Below are 15836 nucleotides of genomic sequence, written 5' to 3'. Positions count from 1 at the left end.
ACAGCCTCCTTACGCTTCTGTGTCTACTGTCATTCCAAGATCTTGCTTCACCCAGTCGTAACCTTCAGCTTCGAGTCGTTGTGCAAGCTCTTTGCCACCTGACATGACGATTTTCCCGTCCATCATGATGTGAACAAAGTCTGGCTCGATATAGTTGAGGAGACGTTGGTAGTGCGTGATAATCAAGCAACCGAACTCTTCTGAGCGCATTTCGTTGACGCCTTTGGCGACGACTTTGAGCGCATCGATGTCGAGACCTGAGTCAATTTCATCGAGGATGGCGATATTCGGTTTAATCATCATCATTTGAAGAATCTCGTTACGTTTTTTCTCTCCGCCTGAGAAGCCTTCGTTCAAATAGCGGTGTGCCATTTCTGAAGGGATCTCGAGGACGTCCATTTTCGCATCGAGTTCACGGATGAACTTCATGAGTGAGATTTCTTGTCCTTCTTCGCGGCGTGAGTTGATTGCTGAACGCAAGAAATCGGCATTCGTGACACCACTGATTTCAGCAGGATACTGCATCGCGAGGAACATTCCGGCTTGCGCGCGCTCGTCAACTTCCATGTCGAGTACATCTTCGCCGTTCAAATCGACGCTTCCGCCTGTTACTTCATACAATGGATGTCCCATAAGTGCCGATGCGAGTGTAGATTTACCCGTCCCGTTAGGACCCATGATGGCGTGAATTTCGCCACCTTTAATTTCAAGATTAAGACCTTTGACGATCTCTTTTCCTTCGATTGAGACGCGGAGGTCATCAATTTTCATGTGTGGTACGTTAGACATTCGGATACCCCTTCCGTTTTCTCGCCATTTTTGGCGTAGATTAGATATATTCTAATCTTAATCTAGGCAATTTTTTATTTCAAGCGACTCACCTTATTATTCATTCTCAATAAAACTTAAATGTTGAGAATGAGAATATCGGGAAATCAAGACTTTATCCAACTTTTTCCTCGATTAAGGCCAAACTTGCTTTCCGTTCTTTCAAGGCGCCGGCGAAGAAGAAGGCGCCGCAAGCCGTCAACACGGCCAAGCTTCCAAACACTGGCAACGCGGCGTTATCAAACCCATCGAGCAACACCCCACCGATGACGGGGCCGATCGTCTGACCGAGCGCCGTCAACCCCATCGCCCCGAAATACGTCCCGCGCAGGTGAGCCGGTGCCAATTCGTCCGTCAATACGTCCGTCATCGTGAACATAAGCACCTCACCGATTGTGAAGATGACCATCGCGATGAACAACACCCACGTCTCGGTCGCAAAACCGATGAGCAGGAGCCCCGTCGACAGCGTCCCGACGCCGAAAAAGAGTGACTTGATCGGCGACACGCGAATCCCGAAGCGCATGATCGGATATTGGACGACGAGGACGGTGATCGCATTGACCGTCAACAGATAGGCGAACAAACGTGAGCCATCACTGAAGCCGTCATGGAACGCGATGAACTGCGGCAACGTCGCATTGAACTGACTATAGCCGATGATGGCGAAAATCATCCCGATGATGACGTAGCGGAACGTCTTATCTTGTTGTAACACACGGAACGTCTCCGTCAAGCGCGGCCGGACTTTGACGCCGTCCCCTTCCTCGAACGGATATTTCCGGAACAGCGTCGAGATGACGAGACCGTATAACACATAGACGCCCGTGACGACGAAGAAGGCGCTCTTCGCCCCGGTGAGCGACAACACGACCGCGAGCAAAGGCCCGATTGCCGCCGCGATATTGATTAAAAAGTAGCGGACGTTATAGACGATGACGCGCTGGTCCGGCTGCGTCGTATCACTGATGAGTGCGCGCGACGCCGGTTCGAGGAACGACCGCGACACGCCCATAAGTACCGAGAACATATAAAACCAAAATAATTCTGTCACGAGCGCGAAACCAGTGAACGTCATCGCGTTCAACGCGATACCGATCAGCATCAGCTGTTTGCGCCCGTAGCGGTCGGATAGCGTCCCCCCGAAAAAGCTCATGAATAACCCCGATAACGCCGAGATGGCAAACACCGTCCCGATCACGCTCGCCGAGAAACCGAGCGTCGCGAGATAAATCGCAAAAACGGCATCACAAAAAATGTCGACAGCCGGGCAAAAAATGTGCCAAACAAGACGCCCAGCGTCAGCGGATGAATGTGTCGTATGTTCATCCGAATCCCCCCTTTTCCTACATATATGTAGTGTACTTCTATTGATGCGTCAAAACTACTCCAAACAAAAAAGGCCCGGGATAGCCCGGGCCTTGACGAAATTATTATTTGACCGGTACGACTGCGCCTTTGTATTCGTCCAAGATCCACTGTTGTGTCTCTTCTGACGTGAGGACTTCGAGGAGTGCCTTGACGCGCTCGTCGTCTTCGTCGCCTTCACGTGTGACGATCAAGTTGACGTAAGGTGAGTCTTCGCCTTCGAGAGCGATCGCGTCTTCGAGCGGGTTGAGGCCGGCATCGATCGCGTAGTTCGTGTTGATGAGGACCGCGTCCCCTTCACCGTTGTTGAACGCTTGCGGGAGAAGTGCCGCTTCGACGTCCGTCTTGAACTCCAAGTTTTTCGGGTTGTCGACGATGTCTGACACCGTCGCGTCCGTCGTCTTGCCTTCCGCGAGCGTGAGCAAACCTTCAGATTGAAGCATCGTGAGGATGCGTCCGTGGTCAGCAACCGACGAACTCATGATGATTTCAGCGCCGTCTGGAAGCTCATCGAGTGATGCATAGTCTTTCGAGTACACACCGATCGGCTCGATGTGGACGCCGCCGGCTGATGCGAATTTGTAGTCTTTGTTCTCAGCCATTTGCGACTCGAGGTACGGCTCGTGTTGGAAGTAGTTCGCGTCCAACTCCCCGTCTGCGAGCGTTTTGTTCGGTAGGACGTAGTCTTGGAACTTCTTAATTTCGAGCGTATAGCCCTTCTCTTCGTACTCATCTTGGACGTGCTCTAAAATCTCAGCGTGCGGGACGTTTGACGCACCGACGACGAGCGTCTTGTCATCGCCCGAACCTGATTCTGAATCCCCGCCGCCGCAAGCCGCGAGAATCGTAAGTGCTGAAGCTGCCGTCAATCCGAGTACTGTTTTCCATGATTTCATTATAAAACCCCTCCAAATTTTCTATTTAGATCAAGCGGAACGCTTGTCAATTACTGATACGAGTCGATCGCCGATGAACTGGATGACGAAGACGATAACCAAGATTAAGACGGTCGCGACGAACGTGACGTCACTCTGTGAGCGCTGGAACCCTTCGAGGAACGCCAAGTTCCCGAGTCCCCCGCCCCCAACGACCCCTGCCATCGCCGTATAACCGACGATCGCGACAATCGTGACCGTAATGCCTGACACGATGGCCGGCAATGCTTCTGGGAACAACACTTTATAGACGATCTGCCATTTTGTCGCACCCATCGATTCAGCCGCCTCGATGACGCCGCGGTCGACTTCACGCAGGGCGAGCTCGACCATCCGCGCATAGAACGGAGCCGCACCGATGATGAGCGCCGGCAACGCTGCCGTCGATCCGAGCATCGTCCCGACGACGAGTAACGTGAACGGGATGAGCAAGATGATCAAAATGATGAACGGGATCGACCGGAACACGTTGACGATTGCGCTGATAACCGTGTAAATCGGACGGTTTTTCATCATGAGCGGTTCGTTCGTGACGTATAAGAGCATCCCGAGGGCGAGACCGATGACGAACGTCGCGGCTCCGGCGACGAGCGTCATATAGAGAGTCTCCCACGTCTGCTCGAGCATGACTTGCCAATCTACATTAGGAAACATCGCTTTCTACCTCCACTTCCACTGCCTGCGATCGGATTGAGGCGATGGCCCGCTCGACTTCAGCCGGCTCTCCGATCAATTGGATGAATAATGTCCCGAGGGCACCGACCTGTGACTGCGTCACCTTCCCGCCGATGATGTTGAAGCCGATGTCATGCTGCTTCAACACTTCCGACAGAATCGGTTGTTCGGCCGTCTCGTTCAAGAATTTGAGCTTGACGATTTGTCCGCTCGGATACCGGGCTTTCAAGTGTTCGAACGTGAGCGACATGTCCTCGACCGCGCCGATCTGTTTGACGAACTCTTTCGTGATCGGCTGTTCCGGATGTTGGAACACGTCGGCGACTTGTCCGGTCTCGACGACCTTCCCGGCCTCCATGACGGCGACCCGGTGACAAATCTTTTGGATGACGTGCATCTCATGAGTGATGAGGACGATCGTCAAACCGAGTTTCTTGTTGATACTGACGAGCAGTTCGAGAATCGAGTCCGTTGTCTTCGGGTCGAGTGCGCTCGTCGCTTCATCGCAGAGGAGCACTTCTGGATTCGTAGCGAGCGCACGGGCGATCCCGACTCGCTGCTTTTGGCCGCCCGATAGTTGTGACGGATAGCTGTCTTCCCGTCCGGCGAGGCCGACGAGTTCGACGAGCTCTTGGACGCGGCGTTTGCGCTCACTCGCCGGTACCCCGATGAGTTCGAGCGGGAAGCTAATATTCTCAGCGACCGTGCGCGACCATAATAGGTTGAAGTGTTGGAACACCATCGAGACATTTTTACGCACCCCGCGCAGTTCCTTAGGCGTGAGTTTCGTCAGCTCGCTGCCGGCGACCACGATTTCACCGCTTGACGGTGCCTCGAGTCGGTTGAGCAAGCGGATGAGCGTCGACTTCCCCGCCCCTGAATATCCGATTATTCCAAAAATTTCGCCGCTTTCGATTGTAAGCGACACATCATCGACCGCCTGGACCCGACCGTTTTTCGTGTCGAACCATTTGGCCACATTGCGTAATTGAATCAATCCATTTCCCTCCTGACAACAAAAAAAGTACGCACGTTTGAGCAAACGTGCGTACTTTATCGTACGGACAACGATTGCTCTCATCTTCCAAGGTAAATACCTTGCTGGAATTAGCACCATTTCGGATTGCTCCGCGGTTGCTGGGCGTCATAGGGCCAGTCCCTCAGCCTCTCTTGATAAGAGTGGTTGCGTATTCGATTAGCCTTATCATAGCGACATATTATTTTCATGTCAAACTATTTTATGCGAAAAAATAAAAAAAGGTGCCATCCGAGGATGACACAGAACGTAGCACCTTGAGTCACTGAAGGACAACCCATAGATGAACCTCTTTTGCCCGATCAGAGCATTCATCCTTATATGGGGGATTTTGACCCAACCATCACTCGGTCTTCGAACGGACCATGCAATTACGCGACCGGTGCCCCGACGCTTGATTTTTTTGGGGGACAATCGAAGGGAAGGTCCACCTAAAATCGCGTAAGCTCATGCAGCGGTTGTTCGAAAACGTCTTGCTGACGGGAAAATCTCGTCCTATGTTGTGTTCAAGTAAGATGTTGTAATGAATATATCATTCGTGAACTTTCTGTGTCAACTGATTATTTAAAATTTTCAGATTATTCTAATCGTCCTATCTCATTTAACGAAAGATAGGACGTGCTGGACGTTTTGAAACGCGTACAATCGATCGCGAACTTGGCCATTCTCCAGCTTCAATAGCGCCGGGACGCTCATGACCTGATACGCCTCGAGCTCGTTCGGGATAAAGTTGGCATCGCGCTTTTCAATCTGGAGTTCGGGGTCGACGGCCTCGACGACCGAGAGCATCCGCTCGGCCACGGCGCATGTACCGCACATCGGGGCGTATATATATAAGAATCCGTCAGTAATCATTGTTCTCACCTCTCCTCTAAGTATATGAATCCGGACCGGTCGGTTCAAAAGTTGTGCTCAAATGGAAAATTCTGAACATTTCAACATTTTGTATTGACGCTTGCTAGAAAGAGGCATAGTATGGTCATTAACTTTATTGCTTTTATACATAACAGCATACCAGTAGAAAAGGACAGGTGAATCCCCAATGACGGAAGAGAAGCTTACCGGAAAACAGTTTTTGATGAACGTCTTGAACGGCCTCAGTCTTGCCATCCTCATCGCCCTCATCCCGAGCGCCTTGCTCGGTGAATTAACGAAAGCCATCTTACCTTATGTTCCGTCCTTGCAGTTCATCTTAGATGCGACGACGATTGCGATGCGCCTCTTACCGGTCATCATCGGTGTCGCCGTCGCCATGCAGTTCGGACGATCGGCGCTCGAGGCCGGCACAATCGGCATCGCGACCCAAGTCGGGAGCGGCGCCATCCGCATCGAGGAAGGGGTGTTCCTCATGGCTGGAATCGGTGACGTCATCACGGCCGGTGTGACGGCCGCTCTTGCGACGTTCCTCGTCATGCAGTTGTCGCCACGCTTGAAGACATACACGGTACTCGTCTTACCGATGACGGTCATCGTCGTCGCCGGAGGGATCGGGGCGTTCCTACTCACTTACATCTCACAAATCACAACATACGTCGGGACGATCATTATGACAATGACGGAACTACAGCCGATTGTGATGGGCATGTTGATTGCGATGGCGTTCTCGCTCATCATCGTCTCGCCAATCTCGACGGTCGGCATCGCCACAGCCATCAGCCTGTCTGGTGTCGCGGCCGGGGCCGCCAACCTAGGGGTCGTCGCCGCCGGCTTCGGTCTCGCCATCGCCGGCTGGCAGATGAACGCGACGGGAACGTCGATCGCCCACTTCCTCGGGTCACCGAAGATTCAAATGGCGAACTTCGTCCGTCGTCCAATCATGATGTTGCCCGTACTCGCCAATGCGGCCATCCTTGGAGCGCTCGCAGGTATCCTTCGGATTGAAGGCACACCAATCAGTGCCGGATTCGGCGTCTCGGGTCTAATCGGTCCGGTCAACGCCTTGCATTTGATGCCGGGAGGATTCGCGCTCTGGAACGTCATGCTCGTCGTCGTCTTATTCGGGCTCATCCCAATCACACTCGGGATTCTGTTCTATCGTTTGTTCAACCGGACGTCGCTCATCGAGCCTGATCATTACCGTCTCGACTTCGATTAATCAAAAAAACCCGGCTTCTCGTAAAGAGAAACCGGGTTTTGTTTAGCCTTGAATCATCGCTTCGTATTCTTCGGCTGACATGAGCTTGTCGACGTCTGACGCGTCGTTCAACTCGACTTCGATCATCCAAGCGCCTTCGAACGGTGCTTCGTTGACGAGTTCTGGTGAATCGGCGAGTGATTCGTTCACCGCTGTGATTTTCCCAGAGATCGGTGCATAAAGCTCCGAAACCGTCTTGACCGATTCAACCGAACCGAACGGCTCGTCGAGTAAGATTGTGCCACCGACTTCAGGAAGTTCGACAAAGACGATATCCCCTAGTTCGCTTTGTGCGAAATCCGTGATCCCGATGCGGGCGACACTTCCATTCACTTCAACCCATTCGTGCTCTTTTGAATAACGTAGATTGGCAGGTACTTTGCTCATCTTAACTTCCCCCTCAAATGAATTAGACTCACACGAGTATTATAGCACTTCGCCCCAAACGTCTGTAAACGACTTTTCTGAAAATCCGACAGTTGATTTTTGACCATCTGTCACGATTGGGCGCTTCAAAAGCATACCATTGCTCGCAAGAAGCTCGAGTTGTTCGTCTTCTGATAGGTTTGGTAGCTTGTCTTTGATGCCTTCGTTTCGATATACTTGCCCGCTCGTATTGAAGAACTTTTTGAGCGGCTGGCCCGACTGTTTCCACAGCTCGGCCAGTTCGTCTTTCGACGGCGTCGCCTCGACGATATGGACGTATGTATAGTCGATGCCATTCTCTTTCAACCACTTCTCTGCTTTTTTACACGTACTGCATGGCGGATAGCCATATAGTGTCACCATGTTCATCACCTCTTCTATAAATGTAGCACATTCCGAATCGACCATTCACGCTTCAAGCAAACGCTCAATCTCTCGCTTCAACGACGCGTTCACCGGATGACGCGCCTCGATATAACCGAGAATCGCAGCTGCCGCCTCGACGGAACGCCCATAGCCTAATACCCCTTGCTCAAGGAGCCTAGTCACGTCAGGATGCTTCGTCTCGACGCGTCGCGTCGGATTGAACGGATCACTCATCTCTCCATGTGCCTTCAGCACGTTATTGATTGCCGCGACTTGAATGAGTTCAAAGCCCGCAAGTCGCTCGCCACGTCGCTCCCGGAGCAAGCCGACGTATAGGTTCGTCAGCGCCTCTTCATAGCAATACGCGGCGTCAGGGACGTCTGTGACGACGTTCGGCGTCGCGAACGCGTGGAGCGCTTCGTCACGCTGCCAGACGACACGGCCCGGCGTATAGGCGATGCCAGGCATCTCCACGACTTCAAACACGGCAAACTCGGCGTAAATGCCGTCCTCATACATGATTTTATGGCCGTCTTTCGTGTTTTGGAACTGGTACGCCAGCGGCTCGACGGCGAGCCAATCCAAATTGTCGATAAAGCGGGCCTTATGCCCATCCTCGACGATCAAGAAGAAATCGAGGTCGGAATAGTCGTCGAGCCGATCCGTCTCGAGCCCAATCGAACCGAGCGCGAGGAGCATGAGCGTCCCATCATACTCTGCGACTGAGCGGCCAATCGCATCCATCCGTTCTAACAATGCCTTACGTCTCATCTACTTCGCCTCCTTCCGTCCATTGTACGGTGTCGACAAGGCAAAAAGAAAGGGCCGACCGCGTCCGGTCCACCCTTTCTCTCGCTTGCTTACACGATAAACTTGTTCGCTTTGATGAGACTCGCTGCGACTTCGCGTTTCGTGCCGATGACGTTGATTGGCTGATAACGGCTGAACTTCTTCATCGCCGACAAGAGCATGCGCTGCTCGTCGCCCGATGCGGCCGCGTACAAGACTTCTTTCGCCATGAGTTCGACTTGCTTGAACACTTGCTCGGCGAAGATTTCGGTATAGCGGACTTTCTGTCCGTTCTTCTCAACGCCTGTGCGGGCGATGGCTTTATCCGTCCGCGCGATGGCCGCTTCAAGCGCGTAGATGGCGCTGATGATGTCGGCGATCTTCGCGAGAATCTCTTGCTCGTTCTGAAGGTCTTGCTGATATTTCTGGACGGCCGTTCCGGCGATCATCAAGTTGATTTTCTTCATGTTCGACAGAAGCATCTTCTCGCGTGCGAGCGGTGAGCCGTCGAGCTCTTGCGGCATGTAGCTCATGAGCTCTTTTTGGAGTTTCTGTGCCTCGGCGAGGAGTGGCAAGTCGCCTTTCATCGCTTTCTTGAGGAGCGTGCCCGGCACGATCAAGCGGTTGATCTCGTTTGTTCCTTCAAAGATGCGGTTGATGCGTGAGTCACGATACAAGTTCTCGACTTCATATTCGGTCATGAAGCCGTAGCCGCCGTGGATTTGGACCGCTTCGTCGACGACGTAGTCGAACGTCTCCGAGGCGAACACCTTGTTCAATGAACATTCAATCGCATATTCAGCGATCGCTTGGGCGACTTTTGAACCGTCACGCATGTTGTCGTCGCCGAGGGCGTCGAGGCTGTCTTGGAACAGACCGCCCGTCCGGTAAACCGAGCTCTCCATCGCATAGATGTTCGCGGCCATCGTCGCGAGTTTTTCTTGGATGAGCGGGAACTGGCTGATCGGCGTCTTGAACTGTTTACGTTCGTTCGCGTACTGGACCGAGAGATCGAACGCACGTTTCGACGAGCCGACCGCACCGACCGCAAGTTTGTAACGACCGACGTTCAAGATGTTGAAGGCAATGACGTGCCCTTTGCCGATTTCTCCGAGGAGGTTGTCGACTGGGACTTCGACGTCTTCTAAGATGAGCGTCCGTGTCGATGAGCCTTTGATGCCCATCTTCTGTTCTTCGGCCCCTGTCGAGACCCCGTTGAAGTCACGCTCGACGATGAAGGCGCTGAACTTGTCACCGTCGATTTTCGCGTAGACGACGAACACGTTCGCGAAACCGGCGTTCGTGATCCATTGCTTCTCGCCGTTCAACACGTAGTGCGTGCCGGCTTCGTTCAAGACGGCCGTCGCTTTCGCACCGAGCGCGTCCGAGCCTGAGCCTGGCTCTGTGAGGGCGTACGCCGCGATCCATTCGCCGGTCGCGAGCTTCGGCAAGTACTTATGCTTTTGCTCTTCCGTTCCGAAGAAGACGATTGGGAGTGTCCCGATCCCAACGTGGGCGCCGTAGCTGAGGGCGAATGAACGTGCCTTGGCGAACCGCTCCGTGATGATCGATGACGAGATCTTATCAAGCTGATAACCGCCGTACTCTTCTGGCACGTCCGCGCCGAGGAGGCCGAGCTCGCCCGCTTCTTTCAACAGTTCGACCGAGAGATCGAACTCATGTTTCTCGATGCGTCCAAGGACTGGCATGACACGGTCGTCGACGAAGCTCGCCGTCGTGTCGCCAATCATCTTGTGCTCGTCCGAGAAGTCTTCCGGTGTGAACAAACGATCCGCGTCGAGTGCGTCGATGACGAAGCTACCGCCTTTAATCAATTCATGTTCTGTACGTTCCATTGTCAATTCCCCCTTATAGTAATTCGAAGACGCCAGCAGCACCCATACCGCCACCGATGCACATCGTCACAACCCCATACTTTTCATTGCGTCGTTTCATCTCATGCAAGATCGAGACCGCGAGTTTCGCGCCCGTGCAACCGAGCGGATGCCCGAGGGCGATCGCGCCGCCGTTGACGTTCACTTTCGACGGGTCGATGCCGAGTTCACGGATGACGCCGAGCGATTGGCTCGCGAACGCCTCGTTCAGTTCGAACAATCCGACTTCTTCCAACTTCACGCCGGCCATCTCGAGTGCTTTCGGGATGGCGACGACCGGGCCGATTCCCATCACTTCCGGACGGACACCGCCGACCGCGAACGAAAGGAATTTTGCCATCGGTTTCAAGCCTTGACGTTCGGCTTCTTCGCGCTCCATGACGAGCACGGCTGCCGCGCCATCGGACACTTGTGACGCGTTCCCCGCCGTCACCGAGCCTTTGATTTTGAAAGCCGGGCGCAGTTTACCGAGCGCCTCGAGCGTCGAGTCGGCACGGACGCCTTCGTCATGTTTGACGACGAGTTCACGTTCCGCGACTTTCCCGTCTTCGCCGAGCACGTGCTCGACGACCGTGACCGGGACGATCTCTTCTTCGAACTTGCCGCCCGCAATCGCTGCCGCCGCTTTTTGGTGGCTATCGATGGCGAACAGGTCTTGGTCTTCGCGCGAGATGTTATATTCAGCCGCGACACGTTCTGCCGTGTGACCCATGCTCATATAGTATTCCGGAGCCGTCTCCATGATCGTCGGGTTCGGACGGATGACGTGGCCGCCCATTGGGACAAGGCTCATCGATTCCATACCGCCGGCGATGACCGCCGTCGCTTGACCGATCATGATTTTCGCTGCCGCGTCGGCGATCGCTTGAAGGCCGGACGAGCAATATCGGTTGATCGTGATGGCTGGTACTTCGTGCGACAAGCCACCTCGTACGGCCGCGTAACGGGCGATGTTCATCCCTTGTTCCGCTTCCGGCATGGCGCACCCCATGATGACGTCGTCAATTGGTCCCGTGTAGCCAGACCGCTCGTGCGTCGCTTTAATCGCGTGACCCGCGAGTTCGTCCGAGCGAACGTTTCGGAACGAACCGCGTTTTGCTTTTCCGACCGGCGTCCGTGCGCCGGCCACGATGACTGCTTCTCTCATCTGTTAAGTCCCCCTTTTGTCAGTTCCGAAGTGGCTTGCCTTTGACGAGCATATGTTGCATCCGTTGCTGCGATTTCGGTTCCCCGATGAGGCTTAGGAACGCCTCGCGCTCGATGTCGAGGAAGTACTGCTCGTCGACCATCGTGCCGTATGCCAAATCGCCGCCGCTGATGACGTGGGCAAGTTTTTTCGCGATCTTCAAATCGTGTTCAGAGATATAGCCACCGTAGAACATCTCGTATGCCGCAAGTTCGAGTGTCGCTTTCCCCGTTTGACCGACGACCGGCAACTTCTCACGAACCGGTGCCGTGTAGCCGTCAGCGAGACCGAGCACCGTCTGTTTCGCGTCGAACGTCAAGTGGTCGCGGTTCATCGAGATGCCGTCGACCGGACGGTGATAGCCGAGCGCTTTCGCGTCATAGGCCGACTTCGATACTTTCGCCATGGCGATATTCTCAAACGTCTGTTGCGCCGCTTTCTCGATGTTTTGCATCGACTTCGGTGTCTGTTCGAGGAGGCGACGATACGTGTTGACGTTTCCGCCCCCACCTGGGATGAGGCCGACGCCGACTTCGACGAGACCCATATACGTCTCGAGCGCCGCCTGCATGCGTGCGGCCGGCAAGCTGATTTCTGTCCCGCCACCGAGCGTCATGCCGTAAGGTGCGACGACGACCGGGCGACCCGCGTAGCGAATCTTCTGGACGACTTGTTGGAACTTGTTGATGATCCAATCGAGCTCGTACCAGTTCTCGTCTTCCGCTTCCATGAGCATCATCGCGAGGTTGGCACCGACGCAGAAGTTCTTACCGTCGTTGGCGAGGACGAGTCCTTTGAAATCCGTCTCGACGAGGTCGATCGATTGTTCGATCATCTGCATGATGTCGACACCGATCGCATTGTTCGGTGACGTGAACTCGAGGGCGACGACGTCGTCTCCGATATCGATGAGGCGGGCCCCACCGTTCTCGAGCACGATCCCGTTCGACTTGGCGAGCGGGGCGAGTTTCACTTCTTTCGGGTTGACGGTCTTCTCAACGTACGTCTGTGACGCTTGGTCGTAATACTGGTCTCCCTTATAGAACGTTGTGTGTCCGGCAGCGAGCATCTCATCGATCCACGCCGGGACGTCATAGCCTTCCGCTTTCATGCGGGCGACCGATTTCTCGACACCGAGTGCGTCCCATGTCTCGAACGGTCCGAACTTCCAGCCGAAGCCCCACTTCATCGCGTCATCGATGGCGACGATCGAATCACTGATCTCGCCTGTGAGACGAGCCGAGTAGACGAGCGTCTTCGCCGTGACCGGCCAGAGCAATTGTCCGACGCGTCCCTTGTTCAAGATGGCACCTTTCAGCTTCGCTTTTGAGCCTGGGAGCGATTTGATTTGGTCGAGCTCCGGTCCTGTAATCGCTTTCAATTGTTCGTATTCGAACGTCTCGAGATTCAGTTCCTGGATGACTTTTCCGTCTTTCTTATAGAAACCTTGTCCGGCCTTTTGACCGATCCATCCCTTCTCGACGAGCGTCTTCATTTCAGCAGGGACGTCGAACGTATCCTTCTCTTCACCGGCGTCGAGCGTCTCATAGACGTTTCCGGCGACGTGGACGAACGTGTCGATGCCGACGACGTCGAGCGTGCGGAATGTCGCCGATTTTGGCCGGCCGATGAGCGGTCCTGTGATCGAGTCCATCTCGCCGATCGAGGCGTTCTGCTTGAGCATCTCTTCGAACGTGACGAGGAGGCCATACGTGCCGATGCGGTTGCCGATGAAGTTCGGTGTGTCTTTCGCTTCGACGACGCCTTTCCCGAGACGGTCCTCAGCAAAGCGGGCCATGAAATCGATGACCAGGCGTGCCGTCTTCTCCGTCGGGATAAGTTCGAGCAGTTTCAAATAGCGCGGCGGGTTGAAGAAGTGTGTCCCGAGGAAACGTGCCTTCAAGCCTTCCGGCAATACGCTCGCCATCGCCTCGATCGAGATACCCGACGTGTTCGAGCTGAGAATCGCGTCTTCACGGATGTAAGGTGCGATTTTTTCGAACAGTTGCTGCTTCACATCGAGCCGTTCGACGACGACTTCGATGACCCAGTCCGCTTCCTTCAAGCGTTCGAGATCATCTTCTAAGTTCCCCACGTCGATGAAGTTCAAGTGCTCCGCTGTCGCGAGTGGTGCCGGGTTTTGTTTCAATAGCTTTTGACGGTTCTCAGAAGCGATGCGGTTCCGTACTTGTGGCGACTCGAGCGTGAGCCCTTTCGCTTCTTCTTTCGCCGTCAATTCACGTGGTACGATGTCGAGCATGAGCGAACGAATCCCCGCGTTCGCCAAGTGAGCCGCAATCCCCGCCCCCATTACTCCTGAACCGATGACGACCGCAAAACGAATGTTGCTCGTCAAACGGAGGTCGGCTGATTGTTCGATGTGACTCGTCATATTGTTCCCCCCTCAATGAGAATGAATAGTGATTCATTTCAAGCGTAAAAAAAATCGCAATCACCATCGTGTTTACTCTTCTATCATAAATGAATGACAATTCATTCGCAAGCGTTCATTTTTCAAATTCGTTCCAATTTCACCGAGGACGATTTATTTTTCGGTGACTGTGGTATAGACACAAAGAGTCAATTTTAGAAAGGGGAATGTATTCATGAGTGATAATCGTTTAAACACAATGGGGAACCGACAGGATTTTGAATCGTTCAAGAAAGACGGCCAAGAACAAGCCCATCAACCGGGAATCGATTCGAAGATGGAGCCGTACCCGATCTATGAACGTAAAGGATATAAAGGAAGCGATAAACTGAAAGATAAAGTCGCCATCATCACGGGCGGCGACTCGGGGATCGGGAAATCGGTCGCCATCTTCTTCGCCCACGAAGGCGCGAATACGGTCATCGTCTATAAAGACCAAAACGAGCTCGAGGACGCCGAGGCGACGAAAGAACGCATCGAAGAACTCGGTCAAGCTTGTCTATTGCTGCAAGGTGACCTCGGCGACTCGGCTTTCTGCCAAGACGTCGTCAAACAGACCCTCGAGACGTTCGGCCATTTGGACATCCTCGTCAATAACGCAGCCGAGCAACATCCGCAGGAGTCGCTCCTCGATATCTCGGATGAGCAACTCGAGCAGACGTTCCGGACGAACATCTTCAGCATGTTCTATTTGACGAAAGCCGCCCTCCCGTACTTGAACGAAGGCGCAAGCATCATCAACACGACGTCGATCACAGCGTACGAAGGTAACGATCAATTGATCGACTACGCATCGACGAAAGGTGCGATCACGGCGTTCACGCGTTCGCTCGCCAAGAACTTGGTCGAGAAGAAGATTCGCGTCAATGGTGTCGCACCAGGTCCGATTTGGACACCGCTCATCCCGGCGACGTTCTCAGCGGAAAAAGTCGCCTCGTTCGGTGACTCGGCTGAGATGAAACGTCCGGGCCAGCCGGCGGAACTCGCCCCGGCCTATGTCTATCTCGCAAGTGACGATTCGACATACGTCAGCGGGCAAGTCATCCACGTCAACGGTGGGACGGTCGTAAACGGATAATCTTTTCGCAGGCCCAGTTTACAGCTGGGTCTTTCTTTTACATATAATGCGTCCTTTCGGTGCCCATGCTTTCAGCAGGCAGTCCCGAAGCCTCCTCGCGCCGTTCCCGGCACTGCGGGGGTCTTCGTCGGACTGCTTTCCTGCATGAGTCAGGGCGCCAGTGGACGCATTACCCTGACGATGAAGACGAGTACGACGAAGACATTTTAGAGTTCGACCCTCACTTTGACCATGATGCCAAGATGGAAATCAAATTGAACGAACAAGGCGTCAATTTCGTCGGCAATGTCGAAGGCTATCTCGCCCTTGCGCGAATGTTTACATTTTTAGCGCAAGCACATCTGTACGTTCGCATGGAAGAGAACCCTTCGCCAGACGTGAATACTTCCTATGGATATGGCCCGTATCATATGAAATACTTTATCCGAGATGCGTTCATTCAAAATAAACATTACCTGTTTACATCAGACGCCTTGCAAAATATAGACCCAGAATATGAGCAAGAACTTTTCTTCTGGTTATCTGATCAAATCGGTCCGGAGTTTTGGGTAGAAAAGATGAAGACGAGTAATGACTTGAATCGAGGCACAGTTTCTTTAAACAAATGCGTCTAGAACACGCGAATCGACGTCATCAAATAATAGAGAACGCATCAAAAAAGCACGAACGTCTGCAACAGACGTTCGTGC

At 53.6% G+C, this 15836-nt stretch carries 15 protein-coding genes and 1 riboswitch; of the genes, 3 read left to right on the top strand and 12 right to left on the bottom strand.

The genetic code is table 11. The features are described 5' to 3' along the window. Positions 1–9: 9 nt before the first annotated feature. The 6 genes from sufC to FED52_RS04480 all read right to left on the bottom strand — a co-directional run bounded on the left by sufC (position 10) and on the right by FED52_RS04480 (position 5697). A complete protein-coding gene (sufC, locus tag FED52_RS04505) occupies positions 10–771 on the bottom strand; it encodes a Fe-S cluster assembly ATPase SufC (protein ID WP_114166887.1) in 762 nt (253 codons plus the stop codon). A gap of 172 nt (positions 772–943) precedes the next feature. Next, positions 944–2029: an MFS transporter gene (locus FED52_RS04500; RefSeq protein WP_240731311.1), complete on the bottom strand. Its 1086-nt coding sequence runs from the start codon at positions 2027–2029 to the stop codon at positions 944–946. Between the two features lie 232 nt (positions 2030–2261). Next, positions 2262–3092, bottom strand: coding sequence for a MetQ/NlpA family ABC transporter substrate-binding protein (locus FED52_RS04495; RefSeq protein ID WP_138859105.1), 831 nt, complete (start codon positions 3090–3092; stop codon positions 2262–2264). A gap of 30 nt (positions 3093–3122) precedes the next feature. Continuing rightward, on the bottom strand, positions 3123–3785 hold the full coding sequence (locus FED52_RS04490) for a methionine ABC transporter permease (RefSeq protein WP_034778455.1): 663 nt from the start codon (positions 3783–3785) through the stop codon (positions 3123–3125). Then, the gene (locus tag FED52_RS04485; RefSeq protein WP_138859104.1) at positions 3775–4803 is read right to left on the bottom strand and encodes a methionine ABC transporter ATP-binding protein; all 1029 of its coding nucleotides are present in this window, start codon (positions 4801–4803) and stop codon (positions 3775–3777) included. Before FED52_RS04485 ends, FED52_RS04490 begins: the two co-directional genes overlap by 11 nt. 77 nt (positions 4804–4880) lie before the next feature. After that, positions 4881–4986, bottom strand: a riboswitch (SAM riboswitch). 453 nt (positions 4987–5439) lie between these two features. Continuing rightward, the gene (locus FED52_RS04480) at positions 5440–5697 is read right to left on the bottom strand and encodes a thioredoxin family protein (protein WP_138859103.1); all 258 of its coding nucleotides are present in this window, start codon (positions 5695–5697) and stop codon (positions 5440–5442) included. Between the two features lie 187 nt (positions 5698–5884). Here FED52_RS04480 and FED52_RS04475 point away from each other — a divergent pair, with 187 nt between their 5' ends. Beyond that, positions 5885–6937 (top strand): PTS sugar transporter subunit IIC, encoded by a 1053-nt coding sequence (locus tag FED52_RS04475; protein ID WP_138859102.1) that lies wholly within the window; start codon positions 5885–5887, stop codon positions 6935–6937. Positions 6938–6979: 42 nt separating this feature from the next. On the opposite strand, the gene gcvH is transcribed toward FED52_RS04475, so the two are convergent. The 6 genes from gcvH to FED52_RS04445 all read right to left on the bottom strand — a co-directional run bounded on the left by gcvH (position 6980) and on the right by FED52_RS04445 (position 14030). Then, complete coding sequence (gcvH, locus tag FED52_RS04470) at positions 6980–7363, bottom strand: glycine cleavage system protein GcvH (RefSeq protein WP_021065488.1); 384 nt, start codon at positions 7361–7363, stop codon at positions 6980–6982. A 39-nt stretch (positions 7364–7402) separates the two neighbouring features. Then, complete coding sequence (locus FED52_RS04465; RefSeq protein WP_138859101.1) at positions 7403–7765, bottom strand: arsenate reductase family protein; 363 nt, start codon at positions 7763–7765, stop codon at positions 7403–7405. A 45-nt stretch (positions 7766–7810) separates the two neighbouring features. After that, complete coding sequence (locus tag FED52_RS04460) at positions 7811–8539, bottom strand: hypothetical protein (RefSeq protein ID WP_138859100.1); 729 nt, start codon at positions 8537–8539, stop codon at positions 7811–7813. An 89-nt stretch (positions 8540–8628) separates the two neighbouring features. Beyond that, entirely contained in the window at positions 8629–10413 is a 1785-nt protein-coding gene (locus tag FED52_RS04455; RefSeq protein ID WP_138859099.1) for an acyl-CoA dehydrogenase FadE, read from the bottom strand. A 13-nt stretch (positions 10414–10426) separates the two neighbouring features. Further along, on the bottom strand, positions 10427–11599 hold the full coding sequence (locus FED52_RS04450) for an acetyl-CoA C-acetyltransferase (protein WP_138859098.1): 1173 nt from the start codon (positions 11597–11599) through the stop codon (positions 10427–10429). 19 nt (positions 11600–11618) lie between these two features. Continuing rightward, positions 11619–14030: a 3-hydroxyacyl-CoA dehydrogenase/enoyl-CoA hydratase family protein gene (locus tag FED52_RS04445; RefSeq protein ID WP_138859097.1), complete on the bottom strand. Its 2412-nt coding sequence runs from the start codon at positions 14028–14030 to the stop codon at positions 11619–11621. Between the two features lie 214 nt (positions 14031–14244). Between FED52_RS04445 and FED52_RS04440 the strand changes: the two genes are divergently transcribed. Together FED52_RS04440 and FED52_RS04435 are read left to right on the top strand one after the other, a co-directional pair. Next, on the top strand, positions 14245–15147 hold the full coding sequence (locus FED52_RS04440) for an SDR family oxidoreductase (protein ID WP_431189073.1): 903 nt from the start codon (positions 14245–14247) through the stop codon (positions 15145–15147). 65 nt (positions 15148–15212) lie between these two features. Continuing rightward, positions 15213–15761 carry a hypothetical protein gene (locus FED52_RS04435; RefSeq protein ID WP_431189076.1) on the top strand — a complete coding sequence of 183 codons (549 nt, stop codon included), beginning with the start codon at positions 15213–15215 and terminating at the stop codon, positions 15759–15761. The last annotated feature ends 75 nt before the right edge of the window (positions 15762–15836 follow it).

The organism is Exiguobacterium mexicanum (assembly GCF_005960665.1).
Taxonomy (GTDB): domain Bacteria; phylum Bacillota; class Bacilli; order Exiguobacteriales; family Exiguobacteriaceae; genus Exiguobacterium; species Exiguobacterium mexicanum_A.
The sequence above is the reverse complement of the archived record's forward strand: the minus strand, read 5'-3'. Positions and strand labels throughout refer to the sequence as shown.